General features: G+C 49.2%; 16 protein-coding genes and 2 pseudogenes. 3 read left to right on the top strand and 15 right to left on the bottom strand.

Annotated features, from left to right (window positions below; all coding sequences use genetic code 11):
* Positions 1-8: 8 nt before the first annotated feature.
* The 7 genes from DWY84_RS03210 to DWY84_RS03180 all read right to left on the bottom strand — a co-directional run bounded on the left by DWY84_RS03210 (position 9) and on the right by DWY84_RS03180 (position 8,599).
* Positions 9-1,292 (bottom strand): IS1182 family transposase, encoded by a 1,284-nt coding sequence (locus DWY84_RS03210; protein WP_347560751.1) that lies wholly within the window; start codon positions 1,290-1,292, stop codon positions 9-11.
* Between the two features lie 107 nt (positions 1,293-1,399).
* Positions 1,400-2,755 (bottom strand): amidohydrolase, encoded by a 1,356-nt coding sequence (locus tag DWY84_RS03205; RefSeq protein WP_118530786.1) that lies wholly within the window; start codon positions 2,753-2,755, stop codon positions 1,400-1,402.
* Positions 2,756-2,838: 83 nt separating this feature from the next.
* Positions 2,839-4,557 (bottom strand): adenine deaminase C-terminal domain-containing protein, encoded by a 1,719-nt coding sequence (locus tag DWY84_RS03200; protein ID WP_118530785.1) that lies wholly within the window; start codon positions 4,555-4,557, stop codon positions 2,839-2,841.
* 16 nt (positions 4,558-4,573) lie between these two features.
* Positions 4,574-5,686: an ABC transporter substrate-binding protein gene (locus tag DWY84_RS03195; RefSeq protein WP_118530783.1), complete on the bottom strand. Its 1,113-nt coding sequence runs from the start codon at positions 5,684-5,686 to the stop codon at positions 4,574-4,576.
* A 250-nt stretch (positions 5,687-5,936) separates the two neighbouring features.
* Complete coding sequence (locus DWY84_RS03190; RefSeq protein WP_118530782.1) at positions 5,937-6,977, bottom strand: ABC transporter ATP-binding protein; 1,041 nt, start codon at positions 6,975-6,977, stop codon at positions 5,937-5,939.
* Positions 6,978-6,990: 13 nt separating this feature from the next.
* Positions 6,991-7,773 (bottom strand): ABC transporter permease, encoded by a 783-nt coding sequence (locus DWY84_RS03185; protein ID WP_118297651.1) that lies wholly within the window; start codon positions 7,771-7,773, stop codon positions 6,991-6,993.
* Complete coding sequence (locus DWY84_RS03180) at positions 7,766-8,599, bottom strand: ABC transporter permease (protein ID WP_118530781.1); 834 nt, start codon at positions 8,597-8,599, stop codon at positions 7,766-7,768. The genes DWY84_RS03185 and DWY84_RS03180 overlap by 8 nt, the downstream gene beginning before the upstream one ends.
* Before the next feature lie 175 nt (positions 8,600-8,774).
* Here DWY84_RS03180 and DWY84_RS03175 point away from each other — a divergent pair, with 175 nt between their 5' ends.
* Positions 8,775-9,698: a LysR family transcriptional regulator gene (locus DWY84_RS03175; RefSeq protein ID WP_118530779.1), complete on the top strand. Its 924-nt coding sequence runs from the start codon at positions 8,775-8,777 to the stop codon at positions 9,696-9,698.
* A 461-nt stretch (positions 9,699-10,159) separates the two neighbouring features.
* Here the strand turns inward: DWY84_RS03175 and DWY84_RS03170 are convergent, their stop codons facing one another.
* The 7 genes and pseudogenes from DWY84_RS03170 to DWY84_RS03140 form a co-directional block, all read right to left on the bottom strand.
* The gene (locus DWY84_RS03170) at positions 10,160-11,776 is read right to left on the bottom strand and encodes a relaxase/mobilization nuclease domain-containing protein (protein WP_118530778.1); all 1,617 of its coding nucleotides are present in this window, start codon (positions 11,774-11,776) and stop codon (positions 10,160-10,162) included.
* Positions 11,748-12,146 carry a plasmid mobilization relaxosome protein MobC gene (locus DWY84_RS03165; RefSeq protein ID WP_118530819.1) on the bottom strand — a complete coding sequence of 133 codons (399 nt, stop codon included), beginning with the start codon at positions 12,144-12,146 and terminating at the stop codon, positions 11,748-11,750. Before DWY84_RS03165 ends, DWY84_RS03170 begins: the two co-directional genes overlap by 29 nt.
* A 555-nt stretch (positions 12,147-12,701) precedes the next feature.
* Positions 12,702-13,628: a lysozyme inhibitor LprI family protein gene (locus tag DWY84_RS03160; protein ID WP_118530777.1), complete on the bottom strand. Its 927-nt coding sequence runs from the start codon at positions 13,626-13,628 to the stop codon at positions 12,702-12,704.
* A gap of 188 nt (positions 13,629-13,816) precedes the next feature.
* A pseudogene (locus DWY84_RS03155) lies at positions 13,817-13,950 on the bottom strand (Maff2 family protein); the annotation flags it as partial.
* A gap of 95 nt (positions 13,951-14,045) precedes the next feature.
* Positions 14,046-14,933, bottom strand: a pseudogene (locus DWY84_RS03150) (TraG/TraD/VirD4 family protein); the annotation flags it as partial.
* Positions 14,906-15,121, bottom strand: a complete 216-nt coding sequence (locus tag DWY84_RS03145) for a hypothetical protein (RefSeq protein ID WP_182434903.1) — start codon at positions 15,119-15,121, stop codon at positions 14,906-14,908. The pseudogene DWY84_RS03150 and the gene DWY84_RS03145, both read right to left, overlap by 28 nt.
* 137 nt (positions 15,122-15,258) lie before the next feature.
* Entirely contained in the window at positions 15,259-15,477 is a 219-nt protein-coding gene (locus DWY84_RS03140; RefSeq protein WP_118530775.1) for a hypothetical protein, read from the bottom strand.
* 548 nt (positions 15,478-16,025) lie between these two features.
* Between DWY84_RS03140 and DWY84_RS03135 the strand changes: the two genes are divergently transcribed.
* Together DWY84_RS03135 and DWY84_RS03130 are read left to right on the top strand one after the other, a co-directional pair.
* Complete coding sequence (locus DWY84_RS03135; RefSeq protein ID WP_118530774.1) at positions 16,026-17,048, top strand: hypothetical protein; 1,023 nt, start codon at positions 16,026-16,028, stop codon at positions 17,046-17,048.
* A 6-nt stretch (positions 17,049-17,054) separates the two neighbouring features.
* Complete coding sequence (locus DWY84_RS03130; RefSeq protein WP_118530773.1) at positions 17,055-18,155, top strand: tyrosine-type recombinase/integrase; 1,101 nt, start codon at positions 17,055-17,057, stop codon at positions 18,153-18,155.
* 18 nt (positions 18,156-18,173) lie between these two features.
* Here DWY84_RS03130 and glp read toward each other — a convergent pair whose 3' ends face one another.
* Positions 18,174-19,382: a gephyrin-like molybdotransferase Glp gene (glp, locus tag DWY84_RS03125; RefSeq protein ID WP_243024731.1), complete on the bottom strand. Its 1,209-nt coding sequence runs from the start codon at positions 19,380-19,382 to the stop codon at positions 18,174-18,176.
* Positions 19,383-19,449 lie beyond the last annotated feature (67 nt).

The following is a 19,449-nucleotide window of genomic DNA, read 5'->3' as shown; positions in this document are numbered from 1 at the left end:
TGCAAGGTTTAGGTTAGAAATTGCTCCGTGAATAATTCAGGATAAGTTTTTACACTGACATATTCGCTAGTTGTTTTACTTCTGCATTCATTTGTGACAGTTAGTTCCCTTCCGTTGAGGCAGATGTAGCTGTCCCTGTCTGCATGGTACTCCATGTTTTCCCTTCTACTGATGTCTTTTTTGTATTTTCGGGTCTTCGAAATCTCATAGTTCTGCGGCTTTATATAGGCGGTCTGTCCGTTTTCCTCAATGAAAAGATAGTTTTCTTCACTTTCGTACCCGGCATCTGCAACGACTTCTGAATACTTAAATCCCAGGTGATTCTCCATGTCTTTCAAAAACGGGATCAGGGTACGTGTATCGGTAGGGTGCGGGCTGATATCGATCCATGTGCTGTATTCGGAATTCACTCCATGCTGAATGTTATAAGCAGGCTTTAACTGTCCATTCAGCATCGCGTCCTCTTTCATTCTCATGAAGGTTGCGTCAGGGTCTGTTTTGGAATAGCTGTTTCTATCCCCAAGCGTATACAGATTTTTTGTATATTCCTTTAGTTTCTCCAGATATTGATCCAGCTGTTCCAGATATTTCTGTAATTGTGTTTTTCTACGCCAGATTCCATGTACAAACACAATTCCCTCCTGCACTTTTATGCGGCACAACTGCTTCTTTAACCGTTTTAATGTGTGGATGGATATCCGGTCTTGGTATACGGTCCTGATTCCATAGAGTTCTTCACATTCAATCACAAAAGAAGATAGTTTTGTGTATAACCGGGCCTGATTTTTCGTAATAGCCCGTTTCCATACAAAGGTATATTTATTGGCTGCAGACTCGATCTTGGTGGCATCAATAAAAATGGTCTTTCCTGAGATCTCACCAAGAAGATAGAGCAGATCTGACATTTGGGCAAGCAGTACCTTTGCACAAGCCGAAAAATGCAGGGAGATAAAACGCGCGATCGTTGCATGGTCAGGAGCCGGCATTCCTTCCAGGAGGCACATAAAGTTGATATCCCGTTTGCATGCCTTTTGGATATCACTGCTTGAGTAGATTCGATTCATTACTGCATAGATGACGAGTTTCAGCATCTGACGCGGCGTTGCCTGATTTTTTCTGATCCTGCTGTAAGTTTTATACAGTTCAGAAAGGTCCATTTCCTCCACAAAGGCACTTACCAGACGAACCGGATCATCAGATGGAATAGAAATCTTTAAATCCAGCGGAAGTTTGATTTGATAATACAGAGAAAAAGAGGTATAATCTCTCTGTATTATTTTGTTTAGTCGCATAAACTGATTATACCACGAACGCCGGGCTTTTCGAAGCTCAGCGTTTTGTGTTGGGAATATGAAATGAGCTGCCGCACGTTAGTGCGACAGCCCCGTTTTTCTATCTTCTACACCAGATTCTTCATATCCTTAAACGCTGTCCGCTCCATCTTCTCCCGAAGGTCGTTCCTGATCTTCGCGAAGTCCTCACGGACAAGCTCCTTTTCTTTTACGAGGCACTCACCCGCAACATAAACATCTCTCACATTCGATGCAATCGCGCTATACACAAGAGCCGAATACGGGTCGTATACCGGGAACATATTTGGGGAGTCGGTCTCTACGAGGACGAGATCCGCCTGTTTTCCGGGCTCGATGGAACCAGTGATATCGCCGAGTCCTAACGCTCTTGCTCCCTCAATCGTCGCCATGGAAACGACCTCCTTTGCCGGGAACGCGCTGCGATCGTGGAGCTCATTTTTGTGGAAGTTCTCGCACATCCGCATCTGGATGAACAGATCCAGCGTATTTCCGCTCGCCGGACCGTCGGTACCGAAGCCGACGGACATGCCGTGCTTATGTATCAGGGACACCGGAGCCACGCCCTTTGCGGCCTTCGTGTTGGAGGCGATACAGTGGGCCACGGACGCTCCGTGCTTCGCGAGGATCTCCACGTCATGTTCCGTCGTGCGGATGCTGTGGGCCGCCAGCGTATTCGGTCCGAGGACTCCGATATGCTCCATAAACTCGATGGGCGTCATATTATACTGTTCCCTCAACTGGGTCATCTCGTAGTCCATCTCCGCCACATGGAGCGTAAATACGGTTCCCGCCTTCACGTCCTCCTCATATGCCCGTTTTAAAGTCTCCGGGCTGCAGGTCGTCGTTCCGTGGGGCGTGATCGCTCCGGAAACGCGCGGGTGATCTTTGTACGCCTCGATCAGTGCAATTCCACGCTCGATGGCCTCATCCGCGTTCTTACTGTCGCAGGAATCCTTTTCCATCACCGTCTCACCGGCGATTCCGCGGATCCCCATCTCGTCCATGACCTTCGCCACAACTTCCTCGAAATAGTACATATCAAGCACTGTCGTCACACCGGAGAGCAGCAGCTCGCCTATGGCGTATCGCGTGGAAAGCCTGGCCATCTCCGCGTCCATGGCCTGATTCTCCATCGGAAGCAGGAACACCCGCAGGCGATCCTTACAATCGTCCCCGAGGCCGCGGAACGGGATCATGCCGAGGTGGCAGTGGGTGTTTACGAGGCCTGGGATCACGATGGCGCGCTTTGCGTCGATCTCCTCGAAGATCTCGCCAGCCTTTAAAATCCCCTGCGCAGTAAGCGCCTGAAGCGCCTTCTCAAGCTCTTCCTCCGGTCCTGCTGCCAGAATCTTTGTATCTTCAAACATCACATAACCATGATCCCAGACATCACCTGCCTCGTTCATCGTCACAACAATGCCGTTTTTGATAATCTTCTTCATCGTTCTAATTTCATCCTTCATAATTTCGATCTGATCCGGTTCTTCCACTATCCGCGGAGAAAAACCGGTGGCGGGCCGTAAAACTACTTCCCGTACTTCTCAACCAACGGCACATGTTCCTGCCCCGGCACCGTCAAAAGCCCGTGATCCGTGAGCTTCAGTTTCGGTGACACCGGAAGGCAAAGCGTGGACATGGACATGACCACGTTGTTGTTCACATATCCGAGACCTTCCATCGCCGTCCGCACTTCCTTTAATTCCTGTCCGAGAACCTCGATGGGCTGATCCGACACGATGCCGCCGATGGTGAGTCCCGCCTCTGCCAGGGATCTTCCTTCAGCGAACACCACATATGCCCCCTGGAGCTCCAGGACGCGCCTCTGGGCCAGTTTCATATCGTTCTCATCTGTTCCCAGGACAAACAGGTTATGGCTGTCGTGGGACCACGTGGTGGCCACAGCGCCCGGTTTCGTCAGTGCTCCTTCCACGAGACTATATCCGATATTTCCATTCTTGCCGTACCGCTCGAAAACGACTGCAAGGGAAAGTCCTGCCGACTTCCAGTCAAGCACACCGTCCTTCACCTCGACTCTGCATTTCACCGGTGTGGTTGCCGTTCCGAAGGTGCCGATCTTCATGACATTGACTTCCGCCCATTTCGCCTCCGGATCTTCCGCCTTTAACACAAAGTCGGAGATTTCCGCCGGACGGCAGTTGATCGTGTGGTAGAAAGAAGCCGGGAAACTGCACGCCGCAGCTTCTGCCGCACCGTAAGCCTCCTTGTCCTTGCAGTACACACACTCGCCCTTCTTATAAACCACAACCGGATCGATCCCATCCAGACTGTCCAGCAGCATAAAGTCTGCGATCTTTCCCGGCGCGATCATCCCTCTGTCATCCAGATGCATCCGTCTCGACGGTGTCCAGGTCGCGCAGTAGATCGCCTTCTCCATCGGCATTCCCGCCTTCACAGCCGTCTCGATAATCTTATTGAGATGTCCGGTCAGAAGCTTATCTGCCATCGTGTCATCCGTCACCAGCGCCACATTCTCATAGAGTTCATTGTCGCAGACAGTCTTCACGACCTCCGGCGTCAGGGATTTGAACTGCAGCTCCAGAAACATCCCAAGCTCTGTCTTCTCCATCACTGACTGTGGAGTCTGCTGGGTGTGGTCCGCATCAACACCTTCATAGATAAAGCGGTTAAGATCCGCCCCCGTAAGTCCCGGGCAGTGCCCCTCGATTCGGAGATTCTTTCCCGCGTTCCGGCACACATTGATGAGATCCCTCGTCCGGCTCTCGCCTTCTGCTGAGAGATCCTTATAGTTCATGATCTCTCCAAGGCAGAGAACTCCATCTAAGGATGCCATCTCAGAAATTTCCTTTACACCAAGTGACGCCCCGGCTGTCTCTAACTTCTCATTTGTCGCCGGTACACTGGACGGGATCGCCCAGAAGATATCCTGCTTCGTCTTCTGCGCCATAAAAGCCCGGATGCCGTCCATGCCGAACACGTTCGCCATCTCGTGGGCATCGGCAACCACCGTTGTTACTCCATATGGAAGCGTGATCCTTGAAAACTCGCCCGGATATGTCATCGAGCTCTCGATGTGCATATGGATATCCACGAGACCAGGCAGCATGTATCTGCCTTTTCCGTCGATCTCCCGCACTCCCGGATATGAAATTGCAGGGGAAACGCAATAAAACTTTTCCCCTGCAACTGCCACATCCCGCTTTTCAAAACACTGTCTGAAGGTCTGATAGACCATGACATTTTTCAGAATGAAATCGGGTCTCATATAAAATTCCTCGTTATTAGTTGTTGATCGTTCTGTTCCACTGGTCGATCCAGTTATTTAAGATCGGGTTTACAAAAGCATAGTCAACAACCTTAACTTTTGCAGCCTTGTCGCCGTAGGTCATATCCTTAGACTCTTCCTCAGTGAATGTAACGTCCTTGTTTGTCGGTGCCTCATTTAATGCCTTGCCTGTCTTTGTCTGAAGCTCCTCGCTGATACGGTAGTTGATGTACTCGTAAGCAAGCTCCTTGTTCGCACAGTTCTTTGTTACGTTGATGGTGTTGAAGTTAGCGTAAGCTCCGTCCGGTGTAACGTAAACAAGTGTCGGGTTAGCGGCTACGATCGTCGGAACGCCGAAGTCACCGACAACTGCTGCTGCAACCTCACCGGATGTGAACATGTTGATCAGGTCGGAAGACTTTGTGTAAGTCTTAACAAGGTTCGGCTTTAAGTCAGCAAGTGCCTTGAAAGCAGCCTCGCCGTTGTCTGTTGTTACGTCAACGCCTGCGTGGTCGCTTGCAACGTAAACCATAGCCGGTCCGAATGTTGTTGTGATCTCCGGGATGGAAACCATGCCTGCAAGGCGCTCGTCCCAAAGGTCATCAAAGCTTGTGAGTTCAAATCCTGTAAGCTCCGGGTTGTAGATGATACCGATGCTGTTGATGGTGTACGGAACACCCTGTCCTGCCTCTGCAATCTCCTTTGCAGCCGGGATCAGCTTCTCAGCATTCGGGATCTTGCTTAAGTCGATCGTATCGAAAAGTCCCTCGTCAGTGCCCTTCGCTGTCATAGCCTGGGAGAGCTCGATCACATCGATGGTGGAGTTCGGGTCTGCCGCTAACTTTGTATAACGGTCGTTTGTGCCGCCTGTCTCAGTAACGATCTCACAGCTGAACTCGTTCTCAAACGGTGTGTAAACCTCTTCTTCGGAGATATCTTCGCTGAGACCGTATGTGGATAATACGAGCTTCTGTGCGTCTCCGGAAGCTGCCTTTGTCTCTTCTGCGGAAGAAGCTGCCTCAGAGCCTGCTGCCTGGCTTCCTGCTGCTGTGGTCTCTGTTGTGGATGCGCTGCCGCAGGCGGTAAGCATCATTGCTGCGGAAAGTACAACTGCTGCTGTTTTTTTCATGGTTTTTCTCCTCTTTCTCTCTTTTTGAGATAATGTTTTGTAACTGTCCGGCAGGTCTGTGCTTTCCGCACAAGCTGTACAAATGGGCAGTTGCATATTTTCCCGCATGAATATGGGTCTGTTTCGGAACTATCCGTTCATATCCCCCACATCCTGCGATGGTTCCCTTCATTGTTTTCCGTCCGGAGAACGATTCGATCTTTCCGGTTCTCCCTTCGGCGCATGACCTGTGCCCTAAGATCTCTGTCTCCTATCTTCTCACGAGAATCAGCTTATCCTTCGGCAGATACAGCCGGATCTCCTCGCCCTCTTTATAAACATGGTCAGTTCCCATATTTACCTTCAGGACACCGGCGGAAGTCTCAACCTCGTACTGGTAGCTCTTCCCGAGGAATGTGCGGACACCGATCTTACCGCTTAAGACATTCTCCGTCTGAACATCATCTGCCAGACAGATATCGTCCGGGCGGATCGTTCCCGCGAATTTCTCGCAATCGAGATCCACGGAAGTTAAGAACTCGCTTCCATCCGGTGCTGTATAAACGCCGTCCTGCTTTTTCGCAAGCTCAAGGAAGTTCTCGAAACCGATGAATCTCGCGACGAACTCTGTCGCCGGTCTCTTATAGATGTTCTCCGGTGTGTCAAACTGCTCGATGACACCGCCGTTCATAACAGCCACCTTGTCGGAGATGGAGAAGCATTCCTCCTGGTCATGTGTAACAAATAATGTGGTGATTCCAAGGCGCTTCTGAAGTCTCTTGATCTCCACACGCATGGAAAGTCTTAATTTCGCATCAAGATTGGATAACGGCTCATCTAAGAGCAGTAGCTTTGGCTCGATGACAAGTGCTCTCGCGAGGGCAACTCGCTGGCGCTGTCCGCCGGACATCTGCTTCGGGAAACGGTCGGCAAGCTCTGTCAGGCCGCAGACCTCAAGGATCTCCCTGACCTTCTTGTCGATCAGGTCCTTGTCCATCTTTCTTGTTCTGAGCCCGAACGCTACATTGTCATAAACACTTAAGTGCGGGAACAGGGCGTAGCTCTGGAATACCAGGCCGAACTGGCGCTTGTGGACCGGGACCTTTGTCATGTCCTCTCCGTCTAATGTGAAGGTTCCGCCCTGAGGGTTGATAAAGCCTGCAACGACGCGGAGTGTCGTGGACTTGCCGCAGCCGCTGGGACCTAAGAGGGATACAAGCTCGCCCTCCTCGACTTCCAGATTCAGCCCCTTTAAGATCTGTTTCTTTTTATCGTAACTTACGTCGATTCCATTTAAACTCATAAAAGCCATGGTCATATTCTCCTTATTTCGCCAGGGCTGCGATACCCAGTGTGCGGTCTACGATCACCATGATGACTACGGTAGCTGCCATTAAAAGTACGGAAACCGCCGATACGGTCGGATCATAGTTGTATTCAATATAGTTCATCAGTGTTGACGGGAATGTGGAAACTCCCGGTCCGGATAAGAACATGGACACCGGAATGTTGTTGAAGGAATTGATGAACGCCAGCATGAATGCTGAGGAAATTCCGGAGGTCACATTTGGAAGAACGACCTTGAAGAACGCCGCTCCCTTCGGGCATCCGAGGCTCCACGCCGCCTCCTCGATTGAAAAGTCGAACTGCTCCATCGAAGAACCGACTACGCGGATCACATACGGAAGTGTCACCATAAAATGGCCTGCGAGAAGTCCCGCGAACACCGGGATCCTGAGTGTCAGGATCAGGCACTGGTACATAATAAAGCCGATTACAATTCCCGGAACGATGGTCGGGGAAAGGAAGATGGACTTTAATAACTGCTTTCCTTTTAAACCGGCTCTTGCCAGTGCGTAAGCCGCCGGGATTCCGACCAGAAGGGAAATGCATGTCGCGAGGAGCGCGACCTCAAGGCTGGTCAGGAATGATCTGCGGAAAGACTTTAACGCGAACACGTTCGCGAACCATTTCGTCGAGAAGGACTCGATCGGGAATGTGATGGCGCTTCCGCCGCCGAATGCCGTTACGGTGATGATCAGTAACGGGATCATCAAAAATGCAAATACGATCGCTGCCCATATGGTCAACACTTTATTTTTACGCATAATCTTCACCTCTGCGGTCCAGCCGTGCGGCCAGAGCGTTAAATCCTTTGATCACAACCAGGGTTACAACGATCATGATGAGGGCGATCACGGACGCGCCGGTCCAGTCACTGACGGACATCGCTCTCTGGTAGATCAGGGTCGCCATGACCATGTTACTGTTGCCTCCTAATAACTGCGGCGTCGTGTACGCGGTCAGGGTTCCGGTAAATACCAGAATACCGCCGACGATGATTCCCGGAAGGCTCATCGGGAAGATGACTTTCATGAACGCTTCCGTTCTTGAGGCTCCGAGGCTCTGTGCCGCCTCCATCATATCATCATCAATATTTTCCATAACACCGGCAACCGTTACGATCATTAACGGAAGGAACAGGTAGACAGAACCAATGATGATAGAAAAGTCAGTGTATAAAAGCTTCATCGGCTTCTCGATCAGTCCCATAGCGATCATGGCCTTGTTGATGATCCCGTTGCTGCCGAGAATATTGATCCATGCAAAACTTCGGATAACAGAGTTTGTCATCATCGGGAAGATCGACGCAGAGAGAAGCAGTCCTCTCCATTTCTTATCACAGCGGCTGATGAAATACGCCGTCGGGATACCGCTCACCATACAGACAAAGGTGGTGATGACCGCAATCTTCACGGTTCTCAAAAAGATCTTTCTGTAATACTCGTCCTTAAAAAAGTCCACGTACGCGCTGAACGGGTAATCCCCCGTAAACACGCTTGGAACCAGAACGCGAAGCAGCGGGATCATCAGGAACAGAAATAAGATCACCAGTCCCGGAACCAGCATGCACCATGCACTGCTCTTTTTCATTGGTTTGCCCCTTTCTCAACTGTGCGTGATAAGTTTTAATTAGTGTTTCTTATAAATATTTGTTTTTTCATCAATTGCACTTATATTTTACATTCATTATAAAAAGTGATATACTATACGTCAAATACATATTATCTATATTTTTTATGCAGTAAAGCTATGAGGAGGCCCCTGTATGGAATTAAAAGAAGCCCGCTATATCCTGGCGATCGCCCGCCACCAGAGCATCGGCAAAGCCGCCGAATCCCTTTATATCTCCCAGCCGTCCCTGAGCAAGTACTTAAAGAACCTGGAAGAACGTCTCGGCGCTCCGCTGTTCAGCCGCCACGAAAACCGCTACTACCCGACTTACATGGGTGAACGCTACCTCCACTACGCCGAACAGATCGTTGCCTGCGGCGATGAGTGGATGCAGGAATACGACGATATCGCTCACCGCCAGCGCGGCCGCTTAAACATCGCCGTGCCGATCATGATGGGTAGCACGCTGATCGAACCGATGTTGGCACCGTTTCATAAACGATACCCCTATGTGACCTTAAATATCATGGAAGCAGTAAATTTCATTGCGGAGAACAGTCTGGAGACCTCATCCATCGACCTGACCCTTTACAATATCCATGAATTTCCCGAGACCATGGACTACCAGATCCTGCGCTCTGAGGAGATCGTTCTGGTCCTGCATGAAAACCATCCTCTCGCCGCAAAAGCCATTACCCGCCCCGGCTTCCGCTACCCGTGGCTGGATCTTTCCCTATTAAAAGAGGAAAACTTCATTCTCCTCTACCCGGACCAGAACACCGGTGGCATCTCCCTGGATCTCTTTCAAGAGTACAACATCAATCCACCGGTCTCTCTCCACACGAGAAACTCCTCCATGTCGATCCATCTGGCCATGGACGGCGTCGGCGCTGCCTTCGCCCCGGAGAGCTACTTCCATTATGAAAACCAGCACACCGGAAACCGCGCCCTCTGCTTCTCCGTCGGCCACAGACCGGCCCTCACAACTACCATCGCCGCCTATCGGAAAAACCGGTATCTGCCGCAGCATGCAAGAGATTTTCTGAAAATGATCCGGGAATATTGCCGTGAGAAATAAAACATTCTCCCAGAAATTTATATCCATCTGCGAGGTGCGCCGTCAGGCGCACCTCGTAAAAGAAGCCGGACACTATCCTTCAGTATCCGGCTTCTTGCTGTCCTCCTTTGGTTTTCAACGCTTGGAGTAATACCGGGGACAGAGGATAATCACGGCTCGAAAACTCTGCTTGCAATCGTAGGTGCAGCCCCGGCAAAGGTCGTTATAGGTAATTCGGTTTCGGTGGTTGAGGAAAAAGCTCCATTCAAGCCGCCGTTTGTTGCTCATGCGTGGCATTGGTACGCTCCTTTCTGCCGTTTCCGTAGGTGTCACGGATAGGGCGTGAAAACTGTATCTTCTCGGTATCATTTTCGGGGATTTTTTGCCCTGTACGCCCTGTTTTGAGGTTGGGTAGTATTGCGGATAGGGGTAAGGGCATATTCCTCTTTTTGTGTGGTTTCGGTATCATTTGGGGGCGGTTTTTAACGCTCTTGTTCATGCTTTTTCTGTCGGCTCGGCTCGCCGTGGTGCATTTGGGAAAGATTGCTTTTCATGATCTGCAACTCTCTGACACGCTCTTTGTTTTCCCGGTACTCGTTGTAAAGGGCGTTTTTCTCGGCGGTAAGCTGCTCGATTTCCGTCTGCAACGCCTTGAAGGTAGGCAGCTTGGAAATGCCTTTTTGTTTGAAATACCTTACGGCTGCGTCCGCTATGATAAAGTCGCTTTCATGCTTTTCACGGTAGGCTTTGCGTGCCTTATCGGATTTCTGCTTTTTCAATCCGTCCCGCACATCTCTTGTCTTGACATAGGCAAGCACCTGTTTCTGCAAATCCTTTTTCTCACGGATAGCCGTTTCGATAGGCTTCAGCTTGGCGGTGCTGCTGTGCAAGTCCGCATTGGCAGACACAAGGGCTGCGTCCAGTTCCTCCGGGGTAAAGCCGTATTGTTCCATAGCGGCAACGGTAGCCGCCATCTGTTTGAGGTTGTGGACAGCCGCCCAACGGTCATAGCCGATACCTTTTCCCTCGGCTCGCTTCGCCGCACGGTCAACCATTCTCTGAATGTTGCCTGTCGGGGCGATTTTCGGCGTTTTTTCTCGCTGTGTAGTGCTTGTTTCGGTGCTGTGGTATTCGGGTATGGGTGCGGTCTGTTCGGCGGCTCTGTGGGCGTTCTGTTCCAAAAGGGCAAGAACGGCGGCACGGTCAAAATCATTTCCCAGCTTTCGGGCGGTAATGGGTTTTGTCCTGTCTGGGGTAAGGTAGGACAATCGCCCTCGGCTCTCTTTGACGGATATTCCATGCTGTAAGAGGATTTCGGAAAACTCATCAAAGGTGGTAGCCCTATCAAGGGCGTTTCGTATGGTCTGCCGCAATTTTGCCTTGTCGGTTTCAAACTTGGTCTGCTTTACAGGCTGTCCGGCGGCAAGAGCAGCGGCATTTTCTTTATCAAGGGCAAGCTGCCCTTTCTTCTGTGCCCAATACTCACGCTCGGTAATACGGTTTTTACTGCCGTGGAGCAGGTCGATCTGATAGAGATTTTCCCGGTGGCACATCTCCATGACTTCGGCTTTGAAGTATTCCATAGCGGCGTCCGTACATCGGTGTTTGCACCCGGCACGGGTGTCTGCCGGTCTGTCCATGTAGGGCAATAGGGGTACTTCTTCAATCCGCAGGGAATTGATAACGATGTGAACATGAATATTGCCGCTGTGGTTGTGTCCGTCCGGGTGGGTGCAGACAATGGCTTGGTGTCCGGGGAAATGTTCGGCACAAAATTTCTCGCCCAATTCTTGCGCCCTGTCTACGGTCAATCCGTTGTCCGCTGCGTCCCGTGGGTCAAAGGAAATGATATAGTGGTGGCTTTTCACATCTTCTCGTTTTTGGTTTTTGCCGTATCGGAGATTTGCCCGCATACAGGCAACGGCAAAATCTTCCTCGCCGCAGTTCATAGTGGCTATTCGGTAGTCCTCCCGGAGTATGAGCCGCCCGGCTTCGTCAAGGGCGGGTTTCATGGTAAACTCGTCATGCTCAAAGGTTAGATATTGCTCGGCTGCACCGTAGTCCGCATTTTTAGAGCTGATATGCTTGAATGTTGCCAACAGCGTCACCTACCTTTCGCAAGACTTCAAACTTCAAGGCGGCAAGGTCGGAAATGGCGGCTCTCACCTCAACGGACAGGGCATTATAGGGCGTTCCGCATTCATTGAGAGAATGTGCGATCTGATTGAGGTTGCCGCCGATTTTTCCGTATTCTGCGGTCAGCTTGCCAACAGCAGACAGCAGTTCATCATTGACCGGGGACACGGTAACAATGGGGCGAATGGTCGCCCTTGTTATGGCTTGCCGGATAAACTCGGCTTGGCTCATGTCATAGTTCTTTAGCCGTTCTGTGAAGTCAGCATATTCTTCCTCGGTCATGCGTGTCTTGACAACACGGCTTCGGTGGGGCGTATTGTATCGCTTTCCTATGGGTATCAACTCCTTTCACTTACCGCCGTTTTGAGGGCGATTTTTTAAGTATTTTTCGGTGGGATTCTCAAGCGGCGAATGCCGCATAGCAGGGTTTGGGGAAGGCACTCCCCAACAAGATTTACAAAAGGGGCAAAACCGCAGATATGCGGATTTTGGCACCGTGGTAGAATCTTGCTCTAAGAAACTGCCGCTTTCCTCTGCGGCTGACTTTGCGGCAATCCACAAGGGGCGGCTTGGCTTGTTTCCGTCAATATAGCGATTGCGGCGGCGTGTCCTACCCGCTTTTGCTCCCCTCTACGGACGGAAACGGAAAATGCCAAACACTTCTTTGGATTTTTTCATTACTACTACGGTAGGCAAGTGCTGTTCTGCTAAATCCGGCGAAACTTTTTAAAGCAAACTTCCCCGGTCACTCCCTACTACAAGCGAATGGGGCGGTTTGCCAAAAATGGACGCAAAAAAAGCAGCAAATCTTTTCAGACTTACTGCTTGTGTGCCCGCTGTGATGGGCGGCGGGTATTTCGTTATTGTTCGGTTCTACAAGTATTCATTTTAATCACACACTATAATATCATCCATCGCACCTAAAGATGTTCCATATGCAAAACTAAGCAAATTATCCATGTTAAATAAAAGTTCATAATAAGCATCGTAGTCATCATGTGTAACTTTGAATATGATGTTATTCTCTGTATAGCCATATACATCAAGGTCAGAAATAATATCACCGCCAGTTACCCAAACTGTCCAATTACTCCCCTCAACACCATAGGCACATGTTTCTGTTTTTTCAACACCAACACATGCTCCACGCTCTTTATCAAATATCCATTGTCCTTCAAATTTTTCAAAAATCTCATTTAGGCTTGGATCTGCCATGTCAATACTTTCTTGAATTTCAGACGAAATAATAAAGTTTTCGTTTCTGACATCTGCCAAATAACCGGCAAGTATGTAAGTCCTTGCTCGTGTCATGTCTTTGGCAGTATCATTTTCTAATTGAGGTTGAAGGCTTCCTCCAAAAGCAGCCATGCCTGCACCTTTTACATTTTTCTCTTTTCTATCAATCCATGCCCGTTGTTCATCAAGCACTTCTGCTTTTGTTTCGGTATCTAATTCATCACTTAATCTACTCCACAAAGAATTAAGTTCATCATCCCAAAGCTGATACCACTGTGCAGTGAGCTGATTCATTTCCTGCTGTCCCATGCTGCCCCAATCAGCATTTTCATATTCACGAGATTTATCTTCAACTTTTGCAATCTCATCTTGAATACTTTCAGCCTTATTATTTTCTGTATCAAGCATATCCTTTGTATGCTGATTCTCTGTGGCTTGAGTTTCTTCTTCAACTTGAGATGAATGATTTTCCGTACTTGGGTTGCTTTTTTCTTCATTTACTTTGCTACCGCAGCCAATACACAATGCTGTTACTAATATCAATACCATTACAATTCCACTTTTCTTTATGTGTTTCATTGTTGTTACTCCTTTTTCTGATTTCTGAATTTATCCAGCTACATTGTACTCCATCTACAAAAGATAATAAAGCACAAAATTATCAAAATTCTCTTTAGATTCTCTCTATCTGGTTTTCTATTTCCCCTTGCTTTGGAATAGCGGCGGGGCTGCTGTCCTTGTCCTGTTTTTGTTGTGCTTCTTTATTAACCATGAGCATTGGAGCCCGGGTTATCCGAGCCGTAGCCCTCCAGCAGATTAACCACGCCCACACGCCAAGACCAGCACCGAGAGCAATAACGAGGGTCTGTAAAGTGTCGATTGCAGATGAGAAAAATGCCATATAAGCCTCCATTTCTCCGGGATTTTCCCGGTAACAAAAAAGCCGCCCTTGCAGGCGGCAGGTTACAAACTTCGGGACACTTTGTCTCGAAGCGTTTATGCAAAGGCGTCTGGATCGTCGATGTCATCATAGTTGAGGATGTCCTCGTCCTCTTCTGTGAGCGCATCGTCCGGCACAGTCACCTCATACATCGTACACGCCTCGTTCAGACCGGGCCGCCTGCGGCGGTTAATGAGCCTGTCGAGGTCAAAAGCGTTTTTCTGTTTATCGGCCTCCGCCGTATAACGGTAGTTCGGATGCCGTTTCAGATCATACTTGGGAGAGAAGAACGGGGGCAGGCCCCGAAGCTGCAAAATACATTTATCTCCCGGCATGGTTGCAAGTTCGGCTGGGGTCATCAGTTCCCGGCCCAGCCGCTGGGTATTTTGACTGTAGCTTTCCGACTGACCACGGGAGCGGCTGTCAGTCTGCATACTGATTGTGGCTTTTCCCAGCCAGTTCTCGGATATTTCCTTGATGGTGCTGGCTTCGCGGCCACCGAGGAACACCACGCTATCCATGTTGCCGAGGATTGTCTCAGCGTGTTTATCGTAAATGGCCTTGCACTGTGCCAACTGTTGATACAGCAGGCAAAGACTCACCTCGCGGGAGCGGATAACTGCGACCAGCTTTTCGAGCTGGGGCACCTGTCCCGTGTTGGCGGCCTCGTCCCACAGCACTCGTACATGGTGCGGCAGGCGGCCACCGTGAACATTGTCCGCCCGTTCACACAGGAGGTTGAACATCTGCGAAAAAGCAAGCGCCACTAAAAAGTTGTAGGTCTGTGTGGTATCAGAAATAATGAAGAATACCGCCGTTTTCCGATCTCCGATGCGGTCAAGCTCCAATTCGTCATAGGCCATGACTTCACGAAGCTGCGTGATGTCAAAGGGAGCCAGCCGCGCACCGCAGGAAATTAAAATGCTTTTTGCCGTCTTGCCAGAGACTGAATGATATTTTCCATAACCACCCGTGCCACATACTGGCCGGACGGTGGAAGTTCCCGGTCTGAAAAAAACTGAAGCCGTTTCTCCTGCAGGCGGTAGCCTGTAAGAAGAAGACGGCGGGCTTTTTCCGAATCTTTCAGGGACTGGTTACCAACAGCAGTTCCAAATCGATCGATGATATTCATAATACGTATTTCACTCTTTCCTATAATAATTAGTTTTGTTTGCCTGTCTTTTCAGGCCGGCAAATGATACCAGATGATATCAAATGTTTGAAAACAAGCAGATGCTTTTTATGCAAGCTTTGTTTTTCTGCCTTGCCTTACAGAATGATGCGGATGACCAGCCACACGATTCCAATCAGCAGCAGCACCATGGCAAATGCGGTAGAAAGTCCAAACACCACTGCCCCGATCACCAGGGAAATGATAAATCCGAGTACACTAAGAACTGCTCCCAATAGTTTTCCGCAGATCGAAAGTACAAGGCCTACGCACTTGAAAATCAGTACCAGAAAAATGATCGCAAATAAAATTGACATCGTTTCAGTATCTCCTCCTGAGAATATTTCATCCTATAGGATTATAATCACTTTTTTCTTAAATGTAAATATTCTGCGTAATAAGCCCTACTTTTACTTTTTATCAGACACATAAGGCGATATCGATGCTTTAAAACGGATTGATAAAAACTATTTGTGCAATATAGGGTAAATTATTCATATTAAAACAAATATTCTGATGAATTATGTTATTAACTGTCAATATGAACAAGCGCGAATATTCCTCCATCATTGCGTAAAACAGAGGTTTTGCGCAATAATAGGAACTATATTTCGAATGTATGTTCTGCTTTTTGAGCGTTTTTCAGTCTTAATTGCAAATTGTATTTATAATTTGTAAATTTATCTGACATTATTTCTATGCTTTCGCGCCTGCTATTCTACGCTTTTTGATCTGATATCGCATGATACAGTGCTATGTATAGCATATCTATGTATAGAATAGTATATCATTTAAAATCAGGAATTTCACTTCCGTTTGACGGAGTATTTGCCCTGTGTTATACTGTTTTCAGGAGGATGAAGACATGAAAGAAGAAAAGACTACAAAAGAAAGCAAACAGGTGAACTTCCGCATTGATCCGGATTCCGCGGAAGCATTCCGCCAGTTCTGCACCTCTCATGGAATGAACCAGGCGCAGGGCTTTGATCATCTGATGCAGATCCTGGAGCTGAACAATGCCAAAGCTGCTACTCCTGGCCGTATCGTAGAAATAGAAAATTTTGAACGGCTTCTGAAAGAAATTTTATCGGCATATATCAACAGCATTGAGCTGAGCAGCAATGCTGAGCTGCGCGTACAGGAACACTTCCGGTCTGATTTAAAACGGAAGGATCAGACGATTGATGAACTGAGAGAAAAAATTAAACTCATGGAGACGGAAAAGAAGGATTCGGATACTGCCATGACTGCCCTGCGTGAGGAACAAAAGCATCTGCAGGAACAGGTTCAGTATGCCATCGGACAGATGGAGGCTGCAAAAAAGGCCGCCTCAGACCGTGAAGAAATGAACCGCATTCTGCAACTGCAAAATCAGGAGCTTCAGCAAAAACTGGTCCGGTATGACGCCCTGAAAGAATCAGAGGAACAGGCACAGAAAGAAGCTGCTGCGCTTCAGCTGAAAATCCGGGAGCTTCAGCAGACTCTGGAGCATGAAACCGGACAGAAGAAAAATCTGGAGCAGATTGCCACGCAGGCGCAGCAGCAGGTCCGCGAAATGGAAAACCAGAAACTGGAGGACCGGATGCTGCTTGCAGATCTGAAGCGGCAGCTTTCCGATAAGGATTCCGACACCCAGGCTATGTTAAAGCAGGTGCGGATGCAGGCAGAGCTGGAGCAGGAACGGGCCGTGATCGCAAAGGAACGGGAAATGCAGGAGGAGCTGAGAAAAGCGGACCGTGAAACCGTGCGGCTTCAGGCAGAGCTGGAGCAGCTACAGCTGCAGCTGACCCGGGAAAGCACCCCGGAACAGCATGCAAAGCAAATTCCGGAAACGCCAGACACAAATATCACAGCAGATGCTGCTGTCAAAAATACCGGAAGGGAGTAATGCGTCATGACAGAATTGCCGTACCATGAACAGCGTGACCGGAAAAATGAGGCTAAGCTGCAGGAGCTGCTTTCCGCTCTCCCACCCTTCTGCGCGGATTTTTTCCGCGGAATTGAGCCGTCCACATCTTCTATGACAAGGCTCTCTTACGCCTATGACATCTGCATGTTTTTTGATTTTTTAACTAGCAGACACGCCACCGGTTCCCCCTCAATATGCACAGAAGCTAAACCAGAAATCCGCTCTTTCGGATTATCTGCCAAAGACTTCACCATGGAACAGTTCCGCCAGATCTCCGTCACTGATCTGGAACGTTATCTGGAATACCTGAAGTACCGTCCAGATGACCCGGACCATCGAAACACCAACAAAGAGCAGGGAATCAAGCGGAAGTTTTTCTCGCTGAAGAGTTTCTTTGGCTATTTCCAGCGTACTGGTCAGATTACGGTCAATCCTACCTTATCCATGCAGGTGCCAAAGATCCGGGAGAAAGAGATTGTCCGGCTTAACCAGAAGGAAATCAAAGAACTGCTAAAAGAAGCAGAAAGCGGTGCCGGATTATCTCCCAGGCAGAAGCAGTTTCATCAGAAAACAAAGGTGCGGGACTGTGCCCTCCTTGCGCTGATGCTGGGAACCGGTATCCGTGTATCGGAATGCGTGGGCTTAAATTTGTCGGATGTAGATATAAAAGAACAGGGAATTCATATCCACCGGAAAGGCGGAAAAGAAGCAACCGTCTATTTTAGTGATGAGGTTGCGCAGTATTTAGAACGGTATCTGGAAGAACGCAGAACTCTATGCTCAATTGAGACAGGGACAGGCACACAGGATGAACCGGCGCTTTTCCTTTCTCTTCGCAAGAAACGCCTGACTGTGCGCAGCGTGGAATATCTGGTGAAGAAATATGCGTCTGTGGCAACACCGAAGAAAAAGATTACACCGCATAAGCTGCGGAGCAGCTACGGCTCCGCCCTTTATGCGAAAACAAATGATATTTATCTGGTTGCCGATATTCTCGGACACAATGATGTGAACATTACCAGAAAGTTTTACGCCGCCATCGAAGAGGAACGGCGCAAAAGCGTAAAGCACATTGATATCGTGTAGTTTGAAAGCAACGCCGCATTACGCAAACAGCACCACAGAAACCTGATCCCCTCTTCGCACTTCAGAAGTTCCGGCCGGAATCTCGATCAGGCAGTTGCAGCCGCTTAAATTGCTGATGATACCCGACGCATTGGAGCCATTTGCCGCACAGACATGCCTATCCCGGTAAAAAGCACGCACATAACGGACCACCGGGCATTTTTTGAAACAGTCATGGTCGATGACTGCATTCAATCTTGTGATCTGCAGATCATAACGCCCGGACATTTTCGCAAGAACCGGTCGAGTCATCAGCTCCAGATTTACCGCCGCGCCATAAGGATTGCCGGAAAGGCAGATCATCACCTTATCCTGGTACAGGGCACCAATCGTAGGCATGCCGGGTTTGACTTCCACTCCCCAGAACAGCCTTTTACAGCCAAGGATTTTCAGGACATCGTGAAGGATGTCCTTTTTTCCAACCGAGACACCGCCCGTGGTTATGATCAGATCGGCCTGTCCGGCCATCGACCGGATTTTTTCTGCCACTTGCTCCGCATCATCATCCTGCGCGCCGGAAAACAGTACCTTCATGCCCCATTGGCGCAGTCTTGTTACCACGGCATAAAGATTGGAGTCATAGATTTTTCCCGGAAGAAGCGGGGAACCCGGCGGCACGATCTCATCTCCGGTGGTAATCACAAGAACTGTCGGGATGCGGTATACCGGTACGCTGCATCGTCCCAGACTTGCAAGAATTCCGGTTTCTATGGCACCTAGGACGGTGCCTTCCGCAAGAATCCGGTCTCCGGCACGGTAGTCCTCTCCCTGGAAACAGTAATTTTTCCAGGCCTGTACCGGCTTATAAATTTCCACCACGTCTTCGCCATAATTGGTGTATTCCTGCATCACCACACAGTCTGCCCCATCCGGAATTGGAGCTCCGGTCATGATCCGGACTGCGGTCCCTGGTGTTACGGCTTTATCACACCAGTGCCCGGCAGTTACTTCATCAATCACCCGGAGAAATGCCGGATTCTCGCTGGATACTCCGGCAATATCCCCGCTGCGGACTGCATAGCCATCCAGAGGCGAACGCGGAAACGGAGGCTGATCCAGTGTTGCTGAAATATTCTCCGAAAGAACTCTTCCTGCTGCATCCCAAAGAGGGATTTCTTCCGTATCCGTAATTTTTCCGGTCTCCGAGAGAAGCAGTTTTTCAGCCTGTTCTAATAAGATTCGTTCCATTTCCTCATTCCCCTTTGCTTGTCTTTTCTCAGCATGTATCTTAGCTGTCATTTCCCCTTCACCTGGT

This window comes from Clostridium sp. AF27-2AA, assembly GCF_003478505.1.
GTDB lineage: Bacteria > Bacillota > Clostridia > Lachnospirales > Lachnospiraceae > Brotaphodocola.
The sequence above is the reverse complement of the archived record's forward strand: the minus strand, read 5'-3'. Positions and strand labels throughout refer to the sequence as shown.

Excerpts from the sequence above, each read along its gene's own strand:
- DWY84_RS03210 (WP_347560751.1), bottom strand. The coding sequence starts at position 1,292 with ATGCGACTAAACAAAATAATACAGAGAGATTATACCTCTTTTTCTCTG.
- DWY84_RS03205 (WP_118530786.1), bottom strand. The coding sequence starts at position 2,755 with ATGAAGAAGATTATCAAAAACGGCATTGTTGTGACGATGAACGAGGCA.
- DWY84_RS03200 (WP_118530785.1), bottom strand. The coding sequence starts at position 4,557 with ATGAGACCCGATTTCATTCTGAAAAATGTCATGGTCTATCAGACCTTC.
- DWY84_RS03195 (WP_118530783.1), bottom strand. The coding sequence starts at position 5,686 with ATGAAAAAAACAGCAGCAGTTGTACTTTCCGCAGCAATGATGCTTACC.
- DWY84_RS03190 (WP_118530782.1), bottom strand. The coding sequence starts at position 6,977 with ATGGCTTTTATGAGTTTAAATGGAATCGACGTAAGTTACGATAAAAAG.
- DWY84_RS03185 (WP_118297651.1), bottom strand. The coding sequence starts at position 7,773 with ATGCGTAAAAATAAAGTGTTGACCATATGGGCAGCGATCGTATTTGCA.
- DWY84_RS03180 (WP_118530781.1), bottom strand. The coding sequence starts at position 8,599 with ATGAAAAAGAGCAGTGCATGGTGCATGCTGGTTCCGGGACTGGTGATC.
- DWY84_RS03175 (WP_118530779.1), top strand. The coding sequence starts at position 8,775 with ATGGAATTAAAAGAAGCCCGCTATATCCTGGCGATCGCCCGCCACCAG.
- DWY84_RS03160 (WP_118530777.1), bottom strand. The coding sequence starts at position 13,628 with ATGAAACACATAAAGAAAAGTGGAATTGTAATGGTATTGATATTAGTA.
- DWY84_RS03145 (WP_182434903.1), bottom strand. The coding sequence starts at position 15,121 with ATGAATATCATCGATCGATTTGGAACTGCTGTTGGTAACCAGTCCCTG.
- DWY84_RS03140 (WP_118530775.1), bottom strand. The coding sequence starts at position 15,477 with ATGTCAATTTTATTTGCGATCATTTTTCTGGTACTGATTTTCAAGTGC.
- DWY84_RS03135 (WP_118530774.1), top strand. The coding sequence starts at position 16,026 with ATGAAAGAAGAAAAGACTACAAAAGAAAGCAAACAGGTGAACTTCCGC.
- DWY84_RS03130 (WP_118530773.1), top strand. The coding sequence starts at position 17,055 with ATGACAGAATTGCCGTACCATGAACAGCGTGACCGGAAAAATGAGGCT.
- glp (WP_243024731.1), bottom strand. The coding sequence starts at position 19,382 with ATGGAACGAATCTTATTAGAACAGGCTGAAAAACTGCTTCTCTCGGAG.